General features: G+C 51.0%; 25 protein-coding genes and 1 pseudogene. 6 read left to right on the plus strand and 20 right to left on the minus strand.

The genetic code is table 11. The annotated features are described in order from the left end of the window. Positions 1–298: 298 nt before the first annotated feature. A complete protein-coding gene (locus tag J4685_RS21970) occupies positions 299–853 on the plus strand; it encodes a gamma carbonic anhydrase family protein (RefSeq protein WP_000005248.1) in 555 nt (184 codons plus the stop codon). Here J4685_RS21970 and J4685_RS21975 read toward each other — a convergent pair. From J4685_RS21975 to dprA, 6 genes are read right to left on the minus strand one after another with little or no spacing between them, the layout of a single operon-like run. Next, a complete protein-coding gene (locus J4685_RS21975; protein ID WP_001070571.1) occupies positions 829–1,086 on the minus strand; it encodes a DUF1488 domain-containing protein in 258 nt (85 codons plus the stop codon). The genes J4685_RS21970 and J4685_RS21975 overlap by 25 nt on opposite strands. Beyond that, on the minus strand, positions 1,083–1,901 hold the full coding sequence (gene aroE / locus J4685_RS21980; RefSeq protein ID WP_000409176.1) for a shikimate dehydrogenase: 819 nt from the start codon (positions 1,899–1,901) through the stop codon (positions 1,083–1,085). The genes J4685_RS21975 and aroE overlap by 4 nt, the downstream gene beginning before the upstream one ends. A gap of 4 nt (positions 1,902–1,905) precedes the next feature. Then, a complete protein-coding gene (tsaC, locus tag J4685_RS21985) occupies positions 1,906–2,478 on the minus strand; it encodes an L-threonylcarbamoyladenylate synthase type 1 TsaC (protein WP_001063618.1) in 573 nt (190 codons plus the stop codon). 4 nt (positions 2,479–2,482) lie between these two features. Beyond that, entirely contained in the window at positions 2,483–3,025 is a 543-nt protein-coding gene (locus tag J4685_RS21990) for a type I DNA topoisomerase (protein ID WP_001129707.1), read from the minus strand. 26 nt (positions 3,026–3,051) lie between these two features. Continuing rightward, complete coding sequence (gene smg / locus J4685_RS21995) at positions 3,052–3,525, minus strand: DUF494 family protein Smg (RefSeq protein ID WP_000460663.1); 474 nt, start codon at positions 3,523–3,525, stop codon at positions 3,052–3,054. Further along, the gene (gene dprA / locus J4685_RS22000; protein WP_000124517.1) at positions 3,497–4,621 is read right to left on the minus strand and encodes a DNA-protecting protein DprA; all 1,125 of its coding nucleotides are present in this window, start codon (positions 4,619–4,621) and stop codon (positions 3,497–3,499) included. The genes smg and dprA overlap by 29 nt, the downstream gene beginning before the upstream one ends. Before the next feature lie 131 nt (positions 4,622–4,752). Here dprA and def point away from each other — a divergent pair, with 131 nt between their 5' ends. The 5 genes from def to mscL all read left to right on the plus strand — a co-directional run bounded on the left by def (position 4,753) and on the right by mscL (position 9,519). Next, positions 4,753–5,262 carry a peptide deformylase gene (gene def, locus J4685_RS22005; protein ID WP_000114987.1) on the plus strand — a complete coding sequence of 170 codons (510 nt, stop codon included), beginning with the start codon at positions 4,753–4,755 and terminating at the stop codon, positions 5,260–5,262. Between the two features lie 15 nt (positions 5,263–5,277). Further along, positions 5,278–6,225: a methionyl-tRNA formyltransferase gene (gene fmt / locus J4685_RS22010; protein ID WP_001285165.1), complete on the plus strand. Its 948-nt coding sequence runs from the start codon at positions 5,278–5,280 to the stop codon at positions 6,223–6,225. Between the two features lie 51 nt (positions 6,226–6,276). Beyond that, entirely contained in the window at positions 6,277–7,566 is a 1,290-nt protein-coding gene (rsmB, locus tag J4685_RS22015; RefSeq protein WP_000744613.1) for a 16S rRNA (cytosine(967)-C(5))-methyltransferase RsmB, read from the plus strand. A 21-nt stretch (positions 7,567–7,587) separates the two neighbouring features. Further along, positions 7,588–8,964, plus strand: a complete 1,377-nt coding sequence (gene trkA / locus J4685_RS22020; RefSeq protein WP_000691374.1) for a Trk system potassium transporter TrkA — start codon at positions 7,588–7,590, stop codon at positions 8,962–8,964. Between the two features lie 141 nt (positions 8,965–9,105). Further along, positions 9,106–9,519: a large-conductance mechanosensitive channel protein MscL gene (mscL, locus tag J4685_RS22025; RefSeq protein WP_000008119.1), complete on the plus strand. Its 414-nt coding sequence runs from the start codon at positions 9,106–9,108 to the stop codon at positions 9,517–9,519. A 1-nt stretch (position 9,520) separates the two neighbouring features. Here the strand turns inward: mscL and J4685_RS22030 are convergent. The 14 genes and pseudogenes from J4685_RS22030 to rplR all read right to left on the minus strand — a co-directional run. Then, a pseudogene (locus tag J4685_RS22030) lies at positions 9,521–9,724 on the minus strand (alternative ribosome-rescue factor A); the annotation flags it as partial. A 57-nt stretch (positions 9,725–9,781) separates the two neighbouring features. Then, the gene (zntR, locus tag J4685_RS22035; protein WP_000285585.1) at positions 9,782–10,207 is read right to left on the minus strand and encodes a Zn(2+)-responsive transcriptional regulator; all 426 of its coding nucleotides are present in this window, start codon (positions 10,205–10,207) and stop codon (positions 9,782–9,784) included. A gap of 10 nt (positions 10,208–10,217) precedes the next feature. Next, positions 10,218–10,586 (minus strand): DUF1992 domain-containing protein, encoded by a 369-nt coding sequence (locus J4685_RS22040; protein WP_000266515.1) that lies wholly within the window; start codon positions 10,584–10,586, stop codon positions 10,218–10,220. Positions 10,587–10,693: 107 nt separating this feature from the next. Continuing rightward, complete coding sequence (rplQ, locus tag J4685_RS22045; RefSeq protein ID WP_001216370.1) at positions 10,694–11,077, minus strand: 50S ribosomal protein L17; 384 nt, start codon at positions 11,075–11,077, stop codon at positions 10,694–10,696. 40 nt (positions 11,078–11,117) lie between these two features. Further along, positions 11,118–12,107: a DNA-directed RNA polymerase subunit alpha gene (locus tag J4685_RS22050; protein WP_001162094.1), complete on the minus strand. Its 990-nt coding sequence runs from the start codon at positions 12,105–12,107 to the stop codon at positions 11,118–11,120. A 25-nt stretch (positions 12,108–12,132) separates the two neighbouring features. Then, complete coding sequence (rpsD, locus tag J4685_RS22055; protein WP_000135222.1) at positions 12,133–12,753, minus strand: 30S ribosomal protein S4; 621 nt, start codon at positions 12,751–12,753, stop codon at positions 12,133–12,135. A 33-nt stretch (positions 12,754–12,786) separates the two neighbouring features. Continuing rightward, complete coding sequence (gene rpsK / locus J4685_RS22060) at positions 12,787–13,176, minus strand: 30S ribosomal protein S11 (protein WP_001029758.1); 390 nt, start codon at positions 13,174–13,176, stop codon at positions 12,787–12,789. Between the two features lie 16 nt (positions 13,177–13,192). Further along, positions 13,193–13,549 (minus strand): 30S ribosomal protein S13, encoded by a 357-nt coding sequence (gene rpsM / locus J4685_RS22065; RefSeq protein WP_000090780.1) that lies wholly within the window; start codon positions 13,547–13,549, stop codon positions 13,193–13,195. 146 nt (positions 13,550–13,695) lie between these two features. Then, positions 13,696–13,812 carry a 50S ribosomal protein L36 gene (gene rpmJ, locus J4685_RS22070; RefSeq protein WP_000868187.1) on the minus strand — a complete coding sequence of 39 codons (117 nt, stop codon included), beginning with the start codon at positions 13,810–13,812 and terminating at the stop codon, positions 13,696–13,698. Positions 13,813–13,843: 31 nt separating this feature from the next. Next, positions 13,844–15,175, minus strand: coding sequence for a preprotein translocase subunit SecY (gene secY, locus J4685_RS22075; protein ID WP_001118864.1), 1,332 nt, complete (start codon positions 15,173–15,175; stop codon positions 13,844–13,846). A gap of 7 nt (positions 15,176–15,182) precedes the next feature. Beyond that, entirely contained in the window at positions 15,183–15,617 is a 435-nt protein-coding gene (gene rplO / locus J4685_RS22080) for a 50S ribosomal protein L15 (RefSeq protein ID WP_001238917.1), read from the minus strand. A 3-nt stretch (positions 15,618–15,620) separates the two neighbouring features. Continuing rightward, positions 15,621–15,800, minus strand: a complete 180-nt coding sequence (gene rpmD / locus J4685_RS22085; protein WP_001140434.1) for a 50S ribosomal protein L30 — start codon at positions 15,798–15,800, stop codon at positions 15,621–15,623. Positions 15,801–15,803: 3 nt separating this feature from the next. Further along, positions 15,804–16,307, minus strand: coding sequence for a 30S ribosomal protein S5 (gene rpsE / locus J4685_RS22090; RefSeq protein ID WP_000940121.1), 504 nt, complete (start codon positions 16,305–16,307; stop codon positions 15,804–15,806). Between the two features lie 14 nt (positions 16,308–16,321). Then, positions 16,322–16,675 carry a 50S ribosomal protein L18 gene (rplR, locus tag J4685_RS22095; protein ID WP_000358956.1) on the minus strand — a complete coding sequence of 118 codons (354 nt, stop codon included), beginning with the start codon at positions 16,673–16,675 and terminating at the stop codon, positions 16,322–16,324. Positions 16,676–16,684: the final 9 nt, after the last annotated feature.

Below are 16,684 nucleotides of genomic sequence, written 5' to 3' on the forward strand. Positions count from 1 at the left end.
GGTGGCGTATATTACGCTTTCCTCTTTCAGAGTCAACCCTGATTTTCAGGATTTTTCTCTTCAACCGACCGGCTGTTTGTGTGAAGTGATTCACATCCGCCGTGTCGATGGAGGCGCATTATAGGGATCCCATTTTTTTGCACAAGCGTTTTTTGGATCTTTTTTTCTGCTTGTTGATTTTTCATCCCTTTCGCTCCATTCCTGCGCAAAGTGGCGATTTTTTGATGCTATCTCCCCTTGCACAACGCCGTTAAAGCAACCAAAGTCTTCATGACTATTCATTTATGATGAGGTAGACATGTCTGAAACATTACGTCCTTATAAGAATCTTTTTCCTGGTATCGGTCAGCGCGTGATGATCGATACCAGCAGCGTGGTTATTGGCGATGTCCGTCTGGCGGATGATGTCGGGATCTGGCCGCTTGTGGTGATTCGCGGCGATGTGAATTACGTTGCGATAGGGGCTCGTACGAACATTCAGGATGGCAGCGTTCTTCACGTAACCCACAAGTCTTCATCCAATCCACACGGCAACCCATTAATCATTGGCGAAGATGTTACCGTTGGCCATAAAGTTATGCTGCACGGCTGTACCATCGGTAACCGCGTACTGGTCGGTATGGGCTCCATTGTGCTGGATGGCGCGATAATAGAAGATGACGTAATGATTGGCGCGGGAAGCCTGGTGCCACAGCACAAACGGCTGGAAAGCGGCTATTTATATCTTGGCAGTCCGGTAAAACAGATCCGCCCCTTGAGCGATGCTGAGAGATCGGGCCTGCAGTACTCCGCCAATAACTATGTAAAGTGGAAAGACGACTATCTTTCTCAGGATAACCATATCCAACCGTGATCGTCTTCCTGCTGGGCCAGGATTAATGCTTCCGCCTCTTCTTCCAGGTCCCAGCGATACTCACGAAAAATGGCCAGCCATTGCTCCGCTGTTTCTCCACCAAAGCGATACGCCAGTACATCTTTTTTTATTGCACACGTGAGTTGCATCCCATTAACCAGGGCGGGAAAGATGATAGCACTGGCGGCAGTATCCCATTCTTCGCGGTCAGGAAATTGTATGGCCTGGTTCACGCTAATAATTCCTGCTGTAGCAGCTCAATCACTGGCTCGACCTGCGGTAATACACCGTGCCAAAGCAAAACGGCATGTGCAGCCTGCCCCACCAGCATTCCCAGCCCATCTGCGTAGCGTTTTGCGCCCTGTTGTACACACCAGGAGAGAAATGGCGTATTCCCTTTTTGATAGAACATGTCATAGCAACAGAGGGAAGGGTGAATAAGTGACGCCGGAATCGCCGGGATTTCGCCCCGTATGCCACTGGAGGTCGCATTAATAATCAGGTCAAACTCACAACCATCCAGCTTGTCCATATCCGTGGCATGAACGCTGCCGGTATGAGCAAAGATTTTCGCCAACGCTTCGGCACGTGAAGCTGTACGGTTAGTGATAGTGACCGCGCAATCCAAAGAAAGCAGGGGTAACAGCACGCCCCGGGATGCGCCGCCCGCGCCAATCAGCAAAATACGCAATCCTGGGCGGATAAAATTTAAACGTTCGAGATCGCTTAATAAACCGATACCGTCAGTATTGTCGCCAAGCAAACGACCATCTTCCAGCCGTTTTAATGTATTGACGGCTCCCGCCAGCGATGCTCGTTCCGTTAACTCATCCGAACGCGCAAACGCCTCCTCTTTAAAAGGTACTGTGATGTTTGCGCCTTTTCCCCCTGCCGCGAAAAAGGCATCAAGCGTATTAATGAAATTATTAATAGGGGCCAGCACGCGACCATAGGGGTGAACAATATCTAGCTGCTGAGCAAATTGCTGATGAATAAATGGCGATTTGCTGTGCGCAATCGGATTTCCAAAAACAGCATAGATTTCCATCATATTACCCCTGTCGAAACAGTTCGCCCGTCAGAGCATCGCGAATTTCTGAAGGTTTTAAACGCCCACCCGTTGCGCCTTCAACCACCGGAAAATCATCACCAAATTGCGCACGCACCTCTTCAACGGTACGGCATGGCGGTAATCCGCTCAGATTGGCGCTGGTGGAAACCAGCGGTTTGCCATACGCATTGCATAGCGCGACCACCAGCGGGTGGTTGGTAACACGAACGGCCAGGGAATCAAAACGTCCCGTGAGCCACCGCGGCGTTGTCGCGGGCGCAGGAAAAACAAACGTTACCGGCCCGGGCCAGCAATCAAATACCGCTTTACGCTGTGCGGCGGTAAGTATGCTGTCATCAATATAAGGTTTTAACTGCTCAAAGCTGGCGGCAATCAAAATGAGTCCCTTATCGACGGGCCGTTGTTTTAACGCCAGCAGGCGCGTAACGGCTGTTTCACTATCGGGATCGCAGCCGACGCCGAAAACGGCTTCTGTTGGATAAGCGATGACATTTTCTTTATTCAGGAGATCGACCACCGCGGCGATAGATCCTGTTGGCAGGTTATTATTCACTTGTTTATTCCACCGGAACCGGCTTTCCACATTGTTTACTGGCGCAAAAGCGCTTCACGCCCTGCGCGGTTTTCTTTTCAATGAGTAGCGGATAATGGCACTCGGGGCATTTCCCCGCAACCGGTGTGAAGTTAATGACGAACTGACATTCCGGGTAGCGATCGCAGGAATGAAAGATTTTACCGTAACGAGAACGGCGCTGGACCAAATGTCCTTGCTGGCAGGCTGGACAGGCAATCGCCGTTTCATCCAGTTTATCAATAACCACTGTATGTTCACATTGCGGATACTGACTGCATCCGATGAACATGCCAAAACGCCCCTGACGTAGCACCAGTACGGCGCCACACTCAGGACACAGTTGCCCCTCCAGAATTTTAACGATATGCCCGTCCGCCTGACTTTTCAGCGGACGAACATAATCGCATTCCGGATAGCGAGAACAGCCGAGAAACGGACCATGTTTCCCGGAGCGAATTACCAGTTCGGCCCCGCACTGCGGGCAGGGCTCATTTTTACGCACCGAAAACAGTGCTGATTTAGCCATATTCACTCATGCAGCATTAACACCTATCAATGCAGCATACCTTCATTTACCTCAAAGAGTAATTCTTCCATTTGCTGATAGGCGTTTTCACAGCCCGGAATGTTGAATAACACCATCAAAATAACCCATTTCAAGTCTTCCAGGTCAAACTCTGCGGTATCCAGCGCCAGCACACGCTCAATCACCATTTCTCGTGTTTCGAGGTTTAGCACCTGAATCTGCTCAAGGAATAACAGGAACCCCCGGCAACTGGCATCAAGCCTTTCACACTCTTCAACCGTATAAATGCGCATTGAAAGAGGGTCGGAAGCAAGTTGCATGGGTTCCGCGAGGCCATCCTGATAGTCAGCGAGTTTTTCCAGCCACAGCAGCGCATTGTAGATGTCTTCGCGATCAAACCCAGCGTCGGTGAGATCACGCTCCAGTCTGTCCTGATCCACGCGCAGCTCGGCTTCGTTATGGATGTATGTTTCAAACAAATACATTAGTACGTCGAACATGGCTTGCCCTCCTTAATCGGACATAGCCGCCGGGTACAGCTGCGATCCATCCTGCTAACTCCAGTTCGAGTAGCTGAGCCACTACCGCTGGCACAGGTTGGCCGGCACGTTCAGCGACGACGTCAACAGGTGTTACCTCATCTCCTACGTTAGCCAGGAGCTCAGGAAATGGCAATGCCGCCTCATCCTGATTTAGTGAATAAAGTGAATTTTCCGCCGTAGTTGGCAACCAGTGTAAGCCGTATTGCAAATTTTCCAGAATATCCTCCGGCGTCGTCACAAGCGTGGCCCCTTGTTTAATTAACCAGTGTGTGCCTTCGCTTCCCGGACTACCGATAGGGCCTGGTAATGCAAAAACGTCCCGCCCCTGTTCAAGCGCGCAGCGCGCCGTCACCAACGAACCGCTGCGCAACGCCGCCTCAATCACCAGCACGCCTTTGCTCAGTCCGCTGATAATGCGGTTTCTGCGAGGAAAATTTTGCGGTAGCGGAGGCGTTGAAAGCGGAAATTCTGAGACCACTGCGCCGCCAGTGGCAATCAAGTTTTCAGCCAGCACGGCATGTCGGCGAGGATAAATCTTTGCCAAGCCATTCCCTAACACCGCTACACTTTTTCCCCCCATACTCACCGCGGCGTTGTGTGCTACGCCATCAATTCCCCGGGCAAGGCCGCTGGTGATCGTCAAACCGCTTTTCGCAAGGCTTTCGCAAAGCAGACGTCCCCAGCGTTCTCCATACCAGGAGTGGCTCCGGCTCCCTACGACGGCAAGTTGGCAGGTATGCAGACAGGCAGGATCGCCGTCAATAAAAATAGCGCCGGGATAATCATCAATAGCACGCAGTTGGGGAGGATAAATCTCACTATCCGCACACAGAAAATGATGCTGCGGTAGTTCAAGCCAGCGTAACGACTCATCAAGCACACCTGCTGGAAGCTGTAAAAAACGTTCAGCTTGCCGCGCAGTAAGACCAGCCTCCTGAAGGTGCGTGCGATTTATCTGAGGCTGGCGAATAAGCGAATTCGCCATGTTCAACATCGCCTCGCCATAAAGGTCGCCGACGTACATTAAACGTAACCAAATTTCGGTACGGGCCATCCTTTCCCTCCCCTGCCACAAGCAGTCTAAACAATCTTTGCGATTGGTCACTGATGCTGTCAATCAGGTGGGGATTTGTCTAGAATAGAGGTAATAATCTTTTCAACTCCTGAACACAACTCTGGATAATTATGTCAGTTTTGCAAGTGTTACATATTCCGGACGAGCGCCTTCGCAAAGTCGCAAAGCCGGTTGAAGAAGTGAATGCAGAAATTCAGCGTATCGTCGATGATATGTTCGAAACGATGTACGCGGAAGAAGGTATCGGTCTGGCCGCAACGCAGGTCGATATCCACCAGCGGATCATCGTGATTGACGTTTCGGAAAACCGCGACGAGCGCCTGGTACTCATTAACCCGGAATTGCTGGAGAAAAGTGGCGAAACGGGTATAGAAGAAGGCTGTCTGTCGATCCCGGAACAGCGCGCTTTAGTGCCGCGCGCCGAGAAAGTGAAAATCCGCGCGCTGGATCGCGACGGCAACCCGTTTGAGCTTGAAGCGGATGGTTTGCTGGCAATCTGCATTCAGCATGAGATGGATCACCTGGTCGGTAAACTGTTTATCGATTATTTGTCGCCGCTGAAGCAACAACGTATTCGTCAGAAAGTAGAAAAACTCGACCGCCTGAACGCCCGGGCTTAAAGGACAAGAACCAACGTGTCAGATTCACTACGTATTATTTTTGCGGGTACACCTGACTTTGCAGCGCGTCATCTCGACGCGCTGTTAACTTCTGGACATAACGTTGTCGGCGTATTTACCCAACCCGATCGTCCAGCAGGTCGCGGCAAAAAGTTGATGCCCAGCCCGGTAAAAGTGCTGGCGGAAGAAAAAGGCCTGCCCGTTTTCCAGCCCGTGTCGCTTCGTCCTCAGGAAAACCAGCATCTGGTGGCTGACTTACATGCCGACGTCATGGTTGTCGTAGCATATGGTCTGATTCTCCCAAAGGCAGTGCTGGATATGCCCCGTCTCGGATGTATCAACGTTCACGGTTCGCTGCTTCCACGCTGGCGCGGCGCGGCGCCTATTCAGCGCTCACTCTGGGCAGGCGATGCGGAAACCGGCGTCACAATTATGCAGATGGATGTAGGGCTGGATACCGGCGACATGCTGTATAAACTTGCGTGCCCGATTACCGCAGAAGATACCAGTGGCTCACTGTATAATAAGTTGGCTGAACTTGGCCCGCAGGGGTTAATTACCACACTAAAACAACTGGCGGACGGCACAGCGACGCCTGAAGCGCAGAATGAAGCGCTGGTCACTCATGCGGAAAAGCTCAGTAAAGAAGAAGCGCGTATCGACTGGTCTCTCTCCGCAGCACAGCTGGAGCGTTGCATTCGCGCCTTTAATCCGTGGCCAATGAGCTGGCTGGAAATCGACGGCCAGCCGGTAAAAGTCTGGCAGGCGTCCGTCATAGAGGACGCCACGCAGTCGCTGCCGGGAACTATTCTGGCCGCGACGAAACAGGGCATCCAGGTTGCAACAGGCAAGGGGATATTAAATTTGCTTTCGCTTCAGCCTGCCGGCAAAAAAGCGATGAGCGCCCAGGATCTGTTAAATTCACGCCGGGAATGGTTTATTCCTGGTAACCGCCTTGCCTGACGATCACGTCTTTATACGCCCGGTGTTACCGGGCATTTTTATTTTATACATATGAAAAAACAAAACAATTTACGTAGTCTGGCAGCACAGGCCGTTGAACAGGTCGTCGAACAGGGGCAATCATTAAGTAATGTGCTCCCGCCGCTGCAACAAAAAGTCGCTGATAAAGACAAAGCGCTACTTCAGGAGCTGTGCTTTGGCGTCCTGCGCACCCTTTCACAGCTGGAATGGCTGATCAATAAGCTGATGTCTCGTCCAATGACCGGCAAGCAGCGTACTGTGCATTACTTAATTATGGTCGGCTTTTATCAGTTGCTGTACACCCGCGTCCCTCCCCATGCGGCGCTGGCTGAAACCGTTGAAGGCGCGGTCTCCATCAAACGTCCGCAGTTGAAAGGGTTAATTAACGGCGTCCTGCGCCAGTTCCAGCGCCAGCAGGAAACGTTGCTTAATGAGTTTGCGACCAGCGATGCGCGCTTTTTACATCCCGGTTGGCTGGTAAAGCGTTTGCAAAATGCTTACCCCACACAGTGGCAACGCATTATTGAAGCGAATAACCAGCGTCCACCTATGTGGCTACGTGTAAATCGTACACACCACACCCGCGACGGTTGGCTTGGCTTACTTGAAGACGCAGGCATGAAGGGATATCCCCATCCCGATTATCCCGACGCTGTACGTCTGGAAACGCCAGCTCCGGTACATGCTTTACCCGGTTTTGCTGAGGGTTGGGTAACTGTCCAGGATGCCTCTGCGCAGGGATGTGCGGTTTTTCTTGCTCCTCAGAACGGTGAGCACATTTTAGACTTGTGCGCCGCGCCCGGCGGTAAAACCACGCATATTCTCGAAGTGGCCCCCGAAGCAGACGTGTTGGCGGTTGATATTGATGAACAACGGCTCTCCCGCGTTTACGACAACCTAAAGCGCCTTGGGATGAAAGCGACAGTTAAACAAGGGGATGGACGTTATCCCGCCCAATGGTGCGGCGAGCAGCAGTTTGACCGTATTCTGCTGGATGCGCCCTGCTCCGCAACCGGCGTCATTCGCCGTCATCCAGATATCAAATGGCTGCGTCGCGATCGCGATATCGCGGAACTGGCGCAATTACAGGCGGAAATTCTTGATACCGTCTGGCCGCGCCTGAAGCCCGGCGGGACGCTGGTTTACGCCACCTGTTCCGTACTGCCGGAAGAAAACCGCGATCAGATCAAGACCTTTTTGCAACGCACTCCCGATGCCGCGCTCAGCGAAACGGGAACACCTGATCAGCCAGGACAGCAAAATCTGCCGGGCGGCGAAGAAGGTGATGGGTTCTTTTACGCTAAGCTAATCAAGAAGTGATGAGATAACGGGCCACGACTGATGAAAATTATCATACTGGGCGCAGGGCAAGTTGGTGGAACACTGGCGGAAAACCTGGTCGGCGAAAACAACGACATCACGGTGGTTGATACCAACGGCGAACGGTTACGCAGTTTGCAAGATAAGTTCGATCTACGCGTAGTGCAGGGGCATGGTTCGCATCCCCGCGTGTTGCGCGAAGCGGGCGCTGACGATGCGGATATGCTGGTCGCTGTCACCAGTTCAGATGAAACTAATATGGTTGCCTGTCAGGTAGCCTATTCACTCTTCAACACCCCAAACCGTATCGCCCGCATTCGTTCCCCGGACTATGTTCGCGATGCGGATAAACTCTTTCATTCTGAAGCGGTTCCGATTGATCATCTGATCGCGCCGGAGCAGTTGGTTATCGATAATATTTATCGTCTGATCGAGTATCCGGGAGCATTACAGGTTGTAAACTTTGCCGAAGGGAAAGTCAGTCTGGCAGTAGTAAAAGCCTACTATGGTGGTCCACTAATAGGTAACGCGCTCTCGACAATGCGAGAGCATATGCCGCATATCGATACCCGCGTTGCCGCAATTTTCCGCCATGACAGACCAATCCGCCCTCAGGGCTCGACTATCGTGGAAGCAGGGGATGAAGTCTTCTTTATTGCGGCTTCACAGCATATCCGTGCAGTAATGAGCGAATTACAGCGTCTGGAAAAACCCTACAAGCGCATCATGCTGGTGGGCGGCGGCAATATCGGTGCCGGGCTGGCAAGGCGTCTGGAAAAAGACTATAGCGTTAAATTGATCGAACGCGATCAACAACGCGCCGCAGAACTGGCTGAGAAACTGCAAAACACGATCGTCTTTTTTGGCGACGCTTCCGATCAGGAATTGCTGGCGGAGGAGCATATTGATCAGGTCGATCTCTTTATCGCGGTCACTAACGATGATGAAGCCAATATCATGTCCGCGATGTTGGCTAAGCGGATGGGCGCCAAAAAAGTGATGGTGCTGATTCAGCGTCGAGCTTATGTCGATCTTGTGCAGGGTAGCGTTATAGATATTGCGATTTCTCCGCAGCAGGCCACCATCTCTGCATTACTGAGCCATGTGCGTAAAGCGGATATCGTCGGCGTTTCCTCACTACGTCGCGGGGTTGCCGAAGCCATCGAAGCCGTCGCGCACGGCGATGAAAGCACTTCCCGCGTGGTTGGCCGCGTCATTGACGAAATTAAACTGCCGCCAGGCACCATTATTGGCGCGGTCGTTCGCGGTAATGATGTCATGATTGCTAATGACAATTTGCGCATTGAACAAGGCGATCACGTCATTATGTTTTTGACCGATAAAAAGTTTATTACCGACGTCGAACGTCTGTTCCAGCCAAGTCCTTTCTTCCTCTAATTTAAGGGGCGCTCATTCAGCGCCCTTTTTAATTCCCTTTATTTATCAAGGTTTAATTTATTTCGCTAAACAGAAGCCGTAAATGGAAAATGCCTTAGCATTTGTTAAACTTATAACGTCAGCTGCATAGGGAGAATAAAAATGAGTTTTATTAAAGAATTTCGCGAATTCGCGATGCGCGGGAATGTTGTGGATTTGGCAGTGGGTGTCATTATTGGCGCGGCATTCGGTAAGATTGTTTCTTCACTGGTTGCCGATATCATTATGCCGCCGTTGGGATTGTTAATCGGCGGGATCGACTTTAAACAATTTGCTTTTACGTTACGCGAAGCGCAGGGAGATATTCCGGCGGTCGTCATGCATTACGGCGTGTTTATCCAGAACGTATTTGATTTTGTGATTGTGGCCTTTGCTATCTTTGTTGCCATTAAGCTTATCAACAGACTCAACCGTAAAAAAGCAGAAGAGCCGGCAGCTCCGCCAGCGCCTTCTAAAGAGGAAGTGTTATTGGGCGAAATCCGCGATCTGCTGAAAGAACAAAATAACCGTTCTTAATAAGCAGAAGGCCAGTGGTAAAAAAGTCACTTACTTTCTTGCCACTGGCCTCCCAGTTCCCTCGATTACCGTGTTTACCTTTACGCAGATAACTTCCTTTGCCTTTCTTATTTTTTTCAACGCGCTGCCTGAAAAGGGGATCGTGTAACAATGCCTCGATGGCATTGTCCTTTATCTGCCCTTTCTTATGTTGATAACGACTCATAATGTCTCCCGATTGTATAAATTAACGGCGCGAGTGTAGCCCCGCCGGTTCAATAAATCAACATCCTGATTTCGCCCCGCTGGCCCCCTGCTCCAGGGCTTCCAGAATGGAACAATAGACGCTACTGTGGGCCGTTCCGCAACAAGCATCATTAAGCCTTTGTAACGAACGCTGCATCGTTTGCAATTCCGCAATCCTGGCTTCAACCTCCTGCAATCGCTCTTGCACAATACTTTTTGACTCCTGACAGGTATGGTGCTCAGGATCAATTCGGATCGATAAAAGCTCGCGGATCGAGTCGAGCGTGAAACCCAACTGCCGCGCATAACGAATAAACTTGAGACGCTGCAGATCGTTTTCGGTATACAGACGAAACCCGCCTTCAGTACGTACCTCATGATCCATCATCTGTTGCTTTTCATAGTAGCGAATGGTATCAGGCGTTACGTCTGCCAGCTTTGCCAGCTCACCAATGCGATACATACAAGCTCCGTTAATTATCGTTGATTTTATGCAGCAGTTTTTCTGCATACTCACCGTGTAAAAAGTCGGTACTCAACCCAGCCTGCCGAAGTTTTAGTTCAAGCAGGGAGAGCTGGCGACTAACCTGATGGTATCGAGGGTCATCTTCCCGGATACTGTTGAGGATATCAAGTAACTGAATAGCGTCTCTGCGCTGCTCCAGTTCAGGGGGAAGACAGCCCGCATTCTTGAGTAAGCGATAACCCGCACGAAGTTCCGCCGGCACATGAGAATCATCATCCAGAATAAGCGGCTCGCCACGGCCAGGCAAATTATCAAACTCGCCTTTACGCTGTGCCTCGATAATATGACGCTCTGCCCACTGGTCAAGTAACCACATACGTCGCTCCAGGGATTGAACGAAAAGAATACAATTATTGTAGATATGTGGGGTTCAGGAGGATATAAAAAAACCCGCCGAAGCGGGTTTTTTTACGTTACTACAGATTACTCTGCAGCAGCTTCTGTTTTCTCTGAACGATCAACCAGCTCGATGTATGCCATCGGCGCGTTGTCGCCTGCACGGAAGCCACACTTCAGAATGCGAGTGTAACCACCGGCGCGGCTCGCGAAACGCGGGCCCAGCTCGTTAAACAGTTTTGCCACGATCTCGTTATCACGAGTACGGGCGAATGCCAGACGACGATTAGCAACGCTATCAGTCTTGGCAAGAGTAATCAGCGGCTCAACTACGCGACGCAGCTCTTTCGCTTTAGGCAGGGTCGTCTTGATGATTTCATGACGAACCAGTGAACCTGCCATGTTGCGGAACATAGCCTGGCGATGGCTGCTGTTGCGGTTCAGTTGACGACCACTCTTACGATGGCGCATGACCTTATCCTTCTCAGTAAAACCTTAACCTGTGATCCGGTTACTCGTCAGCGATGCTTGCCGGTGGCCAGTTTTCCAGGCGCATACCCAGAGACAGTCCACGGGAAGCCAGCACGTCTTTAATCTCGGTAAGAGATTTTTTACCCAAGTTAGGCGTCTTAAGAAGCTCAACCTCGGTACGCTGTACCAGATCACCGATATAGTGGATAGCTTCTGCCTTGAGGCAGTTAGCAGAGCGGACAGTCAATTCCAGATCGTCAACAGGGCGCAGCAGGATCGGATCGAATTCTGGTTTCTCTTCTTTCACTTCCGGTTGACGTACATCACGTAAATCAACGAAAGCTTCCAGTTGTTCAGCCAGGATGGTTGCCGCACGACGAATCGCCTCTTCAGGATCGATTGTGCCGTTGGTTTCCATTTCGATGACCAGCTTGTCCAGGTCGGTACGCTGTTCTACACGCGCTGCTTCAACATTGTAGGCAATACGCTCTACAGGGCTGTAGCAGGCGTCGACCAGCAGACGGCCGATTGGGCGCTCATCTTCTTCCGAATGAATTCGGGTAGAAGCCGGCACATAACCACGACCGCGCTGAACTTTGATACGCATACTAATAGACGCGTTTTCATCGGTCAGGTGGCAGATCACGTGCTGCGGCTTGACGATTTCGACATCCCCATCATGGGTGATATCGGCTGCAGTCACAGGGCCAATGCCAGATTTATTCAAGGTAAGAATAACTTCATCTTTACCCTGAACTCTCACCGCCAGCCCTTTCAGGTTGAGCAGGATTTCCAGGATGTCTTCCTGAACGCCTTCTTTGGTGCTGTACTCATGTAGTACACCATCAATCTCAACCTCGGTCACCGCGCAACCCGGCATCGATGAGAGCAGAATACGGCGCAGTGCGTTACCCAGAGTATGGCCGAAGCCACGCTCTAAAGGCTCAAGGGTCACCTTGGCGTGCGTCGAACTCACTTGCTCGATATCTACCAGGCGCGGTTTTAGAAACTCTGTCACAGAACCCTGCATTGTGTCCTCTCTTTGGTACTAAGCTTTACTTGGAGTAAAGCTCGACGATCAGGTGTTCGTTAATGTCCGCAGACAGATCAGAACGCTCAGGCTTACGCTTGTACGTACCTTCCATCTTGCCAGCATCAACTTCCAGCCAGGTTGGCTTTTCACGCTGCTCAGCCAGCTCCAGAGCGGCTTTCACGCGAGACTGCTTCTTCGCTTTCTCACGAATGCTAACAACGTCATTCGGACTAATCTGATAAGAAGCGATGTTAACAACACGACCGTTTACCATAATTGCTTTATGGCTAACCAGCTGACGTGCTTCTGCACGAGTGGCGCCGAAGCCCATACGGTATACAACGTTGTCCAGACGACCTTCCAGCAGAGCCAACAGGTTTTCACCGGTGTTGCCTTTCAGACGTGCTGCTTCTTTGTAGTAGTTACGGAACTGACGCTCCAGCACACCGTAAATGCGGCGAACTTTTTGCTTTTCACGCAACTGCACACCATAGTCAGACAGACGCGGCTTACGCGCACCGTGCTGGCCAGGAGCTTGTTCAATTTTACACTTGGTATCGATCGCGCGAACGCCAGACTTAAGGAATAAGTCGGTGCCCTCACGACGGCTCAGCTTGAGCTTAGGACCCAAATATCTTGCCATTTTCTTTCTCCAACTAACCTGGAAAACGAAGCGTTATACGCGACGTTTTTTCGGCGGACGACAACCGTTATGAGGGATCGGAGTCACATCAGTAATATTAGTGATGCGGAAACCAGCGGCGTTCAGAGCACGAATAGTAGATTCGCGGCCTGGACCCGGACCTTTAACCATAACTTCCAGATTCTTGATACCGTATTCTTTCACGGCGTCAGCGCAACGCTCTGCTGCAACCTGAGCTGCAAACGGAGTGGATTTGCGAGAACCACGGAAACCGGAACCACCGGCTGTTGCCCAACCCAGCGCATTACCCTGACGATCGGTAATAGTCACGATGGTGTTGTTGAAAGAAGCATGGATATGAGCCACGCCGTCAGAGACTTGTTTTCTTACACGTTTACGTGCGCGAACTGGTGCCTTTGCCATTATTCAATCACCCCGATTATTTCTTGATCGGTTTGCGCGGACCCTTACGGGTACGAGCGTTGGTCTTGGTACGCTGACCGCGAACCGGGAGACCACGGCGATGACGCAAACCGCGATAGCAACCAAGATCCATCAGGCGCTTGATGCTCATGCTGATTTCACGGCGCAGATCACCTTCAACGACAAATTTGGCAACTTCGTCACGCAGCGTGTCGATTTGTTCTTCAGACAGCTCACTGATCTTAACATTTTCAGCGATACCCGCTGCAGCCAGGATGGCTTTAGAACGGGTCTTGCCGACACCGTAGATCGAAGTTAACGCGATCACGGCGTGTTTCTGATCAGGAATGTTAATGCCTGCTATACGGGCCACTATGCACTCCTACTATTTAATATGTACGTACCATGCTGAAAAGCCCGTTTTCAGGATACTCAAATGGAAACGTACAGACATACAAAAGATTGGCTGGCTAATCTAGCCAGCTCAACCCAACTTTGCAAGAAAAATATGCGAAAAAATCAGCCTTGGCGCTGTTTATGCTTCGGCTCGGCACTGCAAATCACACGGATGACACCATCACGCTTAACGATTTTGCAGTTACGGCATAATTTCTTGACGGAAGCACGAACTTTCATTTTTACTCTCCGTAACTTCTCAGGCGACCAATTAACGGCCGTAGCCTTTCAGGTTCGCCTTCTTCAATGCAGACTCATACTGACTGGACATCATCAGAGTTTGCACTTGAGCCATAAAGTCCATAATCACGACAACAACGATAAGCAGTGAGGTCCCACCGAAGTAGAACGGCACTTTCATTGCATCACGCATGAACTCCGGGATCAGGCAGATAAAGGTAATATACAGCGCACCAACCAAGGTCAGGCGGGTCATTACTTTATCGATATACTTCGCCGTTTGCTCTCCCGGACGAATTCCTGGTACAAATGCACCGGACTTCTTCAGGTTATCTGCTGTTTCACGCGGGTTGAAAACCAACGCCGTGTAGAAGAAACAGAAGAAGATGATTGCAGACGCATAGAGTAACACATAAAGCGGTTGCCCAGGCTGCAAATACAGCGAAATTGTTGTCAGCCAGTTCCAACCAGTACCGCCCCCGAACCATGACGCTATGGTCGCCGGGAACAGAATAATACTGGAAGCGAAGATTGCCGGGATTACCCCCGCCATATTCACTTTCAGCGGTAAATGTGTGCTCTGTGCAGCATAGACACGACGACCTTGCTGACGTTTGGCGTAGTTTACCACAATACGGCGTTGACCACGTTCAACGAATACTACAAAGAACGTCACTGCAAATACTAATACTGCAACCAACAGCAACACGAGGAAGTGCAGGTCGCCTTGACGCGCTTGCTCGATAGTATGGGCAATGGCTGGCGGGAGTCCCGCAACGATACCAGCGAAGATGATGATTGAGATACCGTTACCGATACCGCGCTCAGTAATCTGTTCGCCGAGCCACATCAGGAACATGGTCCCTGTAACCAGACTTACAACAGCGGTGAAATAGAATGCAAAGCCTGGATTCATCACCAGGCCCTGCATACCAGGCATATTCGGCAAACCGGTAGCAATACCGATCGACTGGAATATCGCCAGCACTAGAGTACCGTAACGGGTGTACTGGCTGATCTTACGACGACCAGACTCCCCTTCTTTCTTAATTTCTGCGAGCGTTGGATGAACCACCGTCAACAGCTGGATAATGATCGACGCCGAAATATACGGCATGATCCCCAGGGCAAAGATAGAAGCACGGCTGAGAGCACCACCAGAGAACATGTTAAACATTTCAATGATGGTGCCTCGCTGTTGCTCAAGCAGTTTGGCAAGTACAGCGGCATCAATACCAGGGATCGGAATAAAAGAGCCAATACGGAACACAATCAGCGCGCCGATAACAAACAGCAGTCTGCGTTTCAGCTCACCTAAGCCACCTTTGGCACTTTGAAAATCTAATCCCGGTTGTTTAGCCATCTGCTACTTATTCCTCGATTTTACCGCCAGCAGCTTCGATAGCAGCACGAGCGCCTTTAGTAACACGCAGGCCACGAACAGTTACCGGAGTAGTGACTTCGCCAGCCAGGATCACTTTCGCGAACTCGATCTGGATACCGATAATGTTTGCCGCTTTCAGCGTGTTCAGGTCTACAACGCCGCCTTCTACTTTCGCCAGGTCAGACAGACGAACTTCGGCTGTAATCGCTGCTTTGCGAGAAGTGAAGCCGAATTTCGGCAGACGACGGTACAGAGGCATCTGACCACCCTCGAAACCGCGACGTACGCCACCGCCAGAACGAGACTTCTGACCTTTGTGACCACGACCACCGGTTTTACCGAGGCCAGAACCGATACCACGACCCAGGCGTTTACCCGCCTTTTTGGAGCCTTCGGCCGGAGACAGAGTATTTAAACGCATCTCTTACTCCTCAACTTTAACCATGAAGGAAACCGCGTTGACCATACCACGAACAGCAGGAGTATCCTCGCGCTCTACGGTGTGGCCAATACGACGCAGACCCAGGCCAAGCAGCGTTGCCTTGTGTTTCGGCAGACGACCGATTGCACTGCGGGTTTGAGTAATTTTAATAGTCTTTGCCATGGTTTATTTCCCCAGAATTTCTTCAACGGATTTACCACGCTTGGCAGCGACCATTTCTGGAGAATTCATATTTTCCAGGCCATCAATAGTTGCACGAACCACGTTGATCGGGTTGGTGGAACCGTATGCTTTAGCCAGAACGTTATGAACCCCAGCAACTTCCAGAACGGCGCGCATTGCACCACCGGCGATGATACCGGTACCTTCGGAAGCTGGCTGCATGAATACACGAGACCCCGTGTGAACACCTTTAACCGGGTGCTGCAGGGTGCCGTTGTTCAGCGCGACGTTAATCATATTGCGACGGGCTTTTTCCATCGCTTTCTGGATCGCTGCTGGAACTTCACGCGCTTTACCGTAACCAAAACCTACGCGACCGTTACCATCGCCTACTACAGTCAGAGCTGTGAAGGAGAAAATACGACCACCTTTAACGGTTTTAGATACGCGGTTTACCGCGATCAGCTTTTCCTGCAGTTCGCCAGCTTGTTTTTCGATGTGAGCCATCTTACACCTCTACCTTAGAACTGAAGGCCAGCTTCACGGGCAGCATCTGCCAGTGCCTGGACACGACCATGATATTGGAACCCGGAACGGTCAAAGGACACATCTTTGATGCCTTTTTCCAGAGCGCGTTCAGCGACAGCTTTACCCACAGCTGCAGCCGCGTCTTTGTTACCGGTGTACTTCAGTTGTTCAGCGATAGCTTTTTCTACAGTAGAAGCAGCTACCAGAACTTCAGAACCGTTCGGTGCAATTACCTGTGCGTAAATATGACGCGGGGTACGATGTACTACCAGGCGAGTTGCGCCCAGCTCTTTGAGCTTGCGGCGTGCGCGGGTCGCACGACGGATACGAGCAGATTTCTTATCCATAGTGTTACC

It is taken from the genome of Salmonella sp. 32100201201700099SM, from assembly GCF_017572645.1.
Lineage (GTDB): Bacteria > Pseudomonadota > Gammaproteobacteria > Enterobacterales > Enterobacteriaceae > Salmonella > Salmonella enterica.

What these genes read in the sequence shown, in the direction of transcription:
- trkA (WP_000691374.1), top strand. Translation starts at nt 7,588, where the DNA reads ATGAAAATTATCATACTGGGCGCAGGGCAAGTTGGTGGAACACTGGCG.
- rpsD (WP_000135222.1), bottom strand. Translation starts at nt 12,753, where the DNA reads ATGGCAAGATATTTGGGTCCTAAGCTCAAGCTGAGCCGTCGTGAGGGC.
- rpmJ (WP_000868187.1), bottom strand. Translation starts at nt 13,812, where the DNA reads ATGAAAGTTCGTGCTTCCGTCAAGAAATTATGCCGTAACTGCAAAATC.
- rplO (WP_001238917.1), bottom strand. Translation starts at nt 15,617, where the DNA reads ATGCGTTTAAATACTCTGTCTCCGGCCGAAGGCTCCAAAAAGGCGGGT.
- smg (WP_000460663.1), bottom strand. Translation starts at nt 3,525, where the DNA reads ATGTTCGACGTACTAATGTATTTGTTTGAAACATACATCCATAACGAA.
- rplR (WP_000358956.1), bottom strand. Translation starts at nt 16,675, where the DNA reads ATGGATAAGAAATCTGCTCGTATCCGTCGTGCGACCCGCGCACGCCGC.
- rsmB (WP_000744613.1), top strand. Translation starts at nt 6,277, where the DNA reads ATGAAAAAACAAAACAATTTACGTAGTCTGGCAGCACAGGCCGTTGAA.
- rpsK (WP_001029758.1), bottom strand. Translation starts at nt 13,176, where the DNA reads ATGGCAAAGGCACCAGTTCGCGCACGTAAACGTGTAAGAAAACAAGTC.
- mscL (WP_000008119.1), top strand. Translation starts at nt 9,106, where the DNA reads ATGAGTTTTATTAAAGAATTTCGCGAATTCGCGATGCGCGGGAATGTT.
- J4685_RS21970 (WP_000005248.1), top strand. Translation starts at nt 299, where the DNA reads ATGTCTGAAACATTACGTCCTTATAAGAATCTTTTTCCTGGTATCGGT.
- dprA (WP_000124517.1), bottom strand. Translation starts at nt 4,621, where the DNA reads ATGGCCCGTACCGAAATTTGGTTACGTTTAATGTACGTCGGCGACCTT.
- rpmD (WP_001140434.1), bottom strand. Translation starts at nt 15,800, where the DNA reads ATGGCAAAGACTATTAAAATTACTCAAACCCGCAGTGCAATCGGTCGT.
- J4685_RS22040 (WP_000266515.1), bottom strand. Translation starts at nt 10,586, where the DNA reads ATGTGGTTACTTGACCAGTGGGCAGAGCGTCATATTATCGAGGCACAG.
- rplQ (WP_001216370.1), bottom strand. Translation starts at nt 11,077, where the DNA reads ATGCGCCATCGTAAGAGTGGTCGTCAACTGAACCGCAACAGCAGCCAT.
- def (WP_000114987.1), top strand. Translation starts at nt 4,753, where the DNA reads ATGTCAGTTTTGCAAGTGTTACATATTCCGGACGAGCGCCTTCGCAAA.
- aroE (WP_000409176.1), bottom strand. Translation starts at nt 1,901, where the DNA reads ATGGAAATCTATGCTGTTTTTGGAAATCCGATTGCGCACAGCAAATCG.
- zntR (WP_000285585.1), bottom strand. Translation starts at nt 10,207, where the DNA reads ATGTATCGCATTGGTGAGCTGGCAAAGCTGGCAGACGTAACGCCTGAT.
- rpsE (WP_000940121.1), bottom strand. Translation starts at nt 16,307, where the DNA reads ATGGCTCACATCGAAAAACAAGCTGGCGAACTGCAGGAAAAGCTGATC.
- J4685_RS22050 (WP_001162094.1), bottom strand. Translation starts at nt 12,107, where the DNA reads ATGCAGGGTTCTGTGACAGAGTTTCTAAAACCGCGCCTGGTAGATATC.
- J4685_RS21990 (WP_001129707.1), bottom strand. Translation starts at nt 3,025, where the DNA reads ATGGCTAAATCAGCACTGTTTTCGGTGCGTAAAAATGAGCCCTGCCCG.
- secY (WP_001118864.1), bottom strand. Translation starts at nt 15,175, where the DNA reads ATGGCTAAACAACCGGGATTAGATTTTCAAAGTGCCAAAGGTGGCTTA.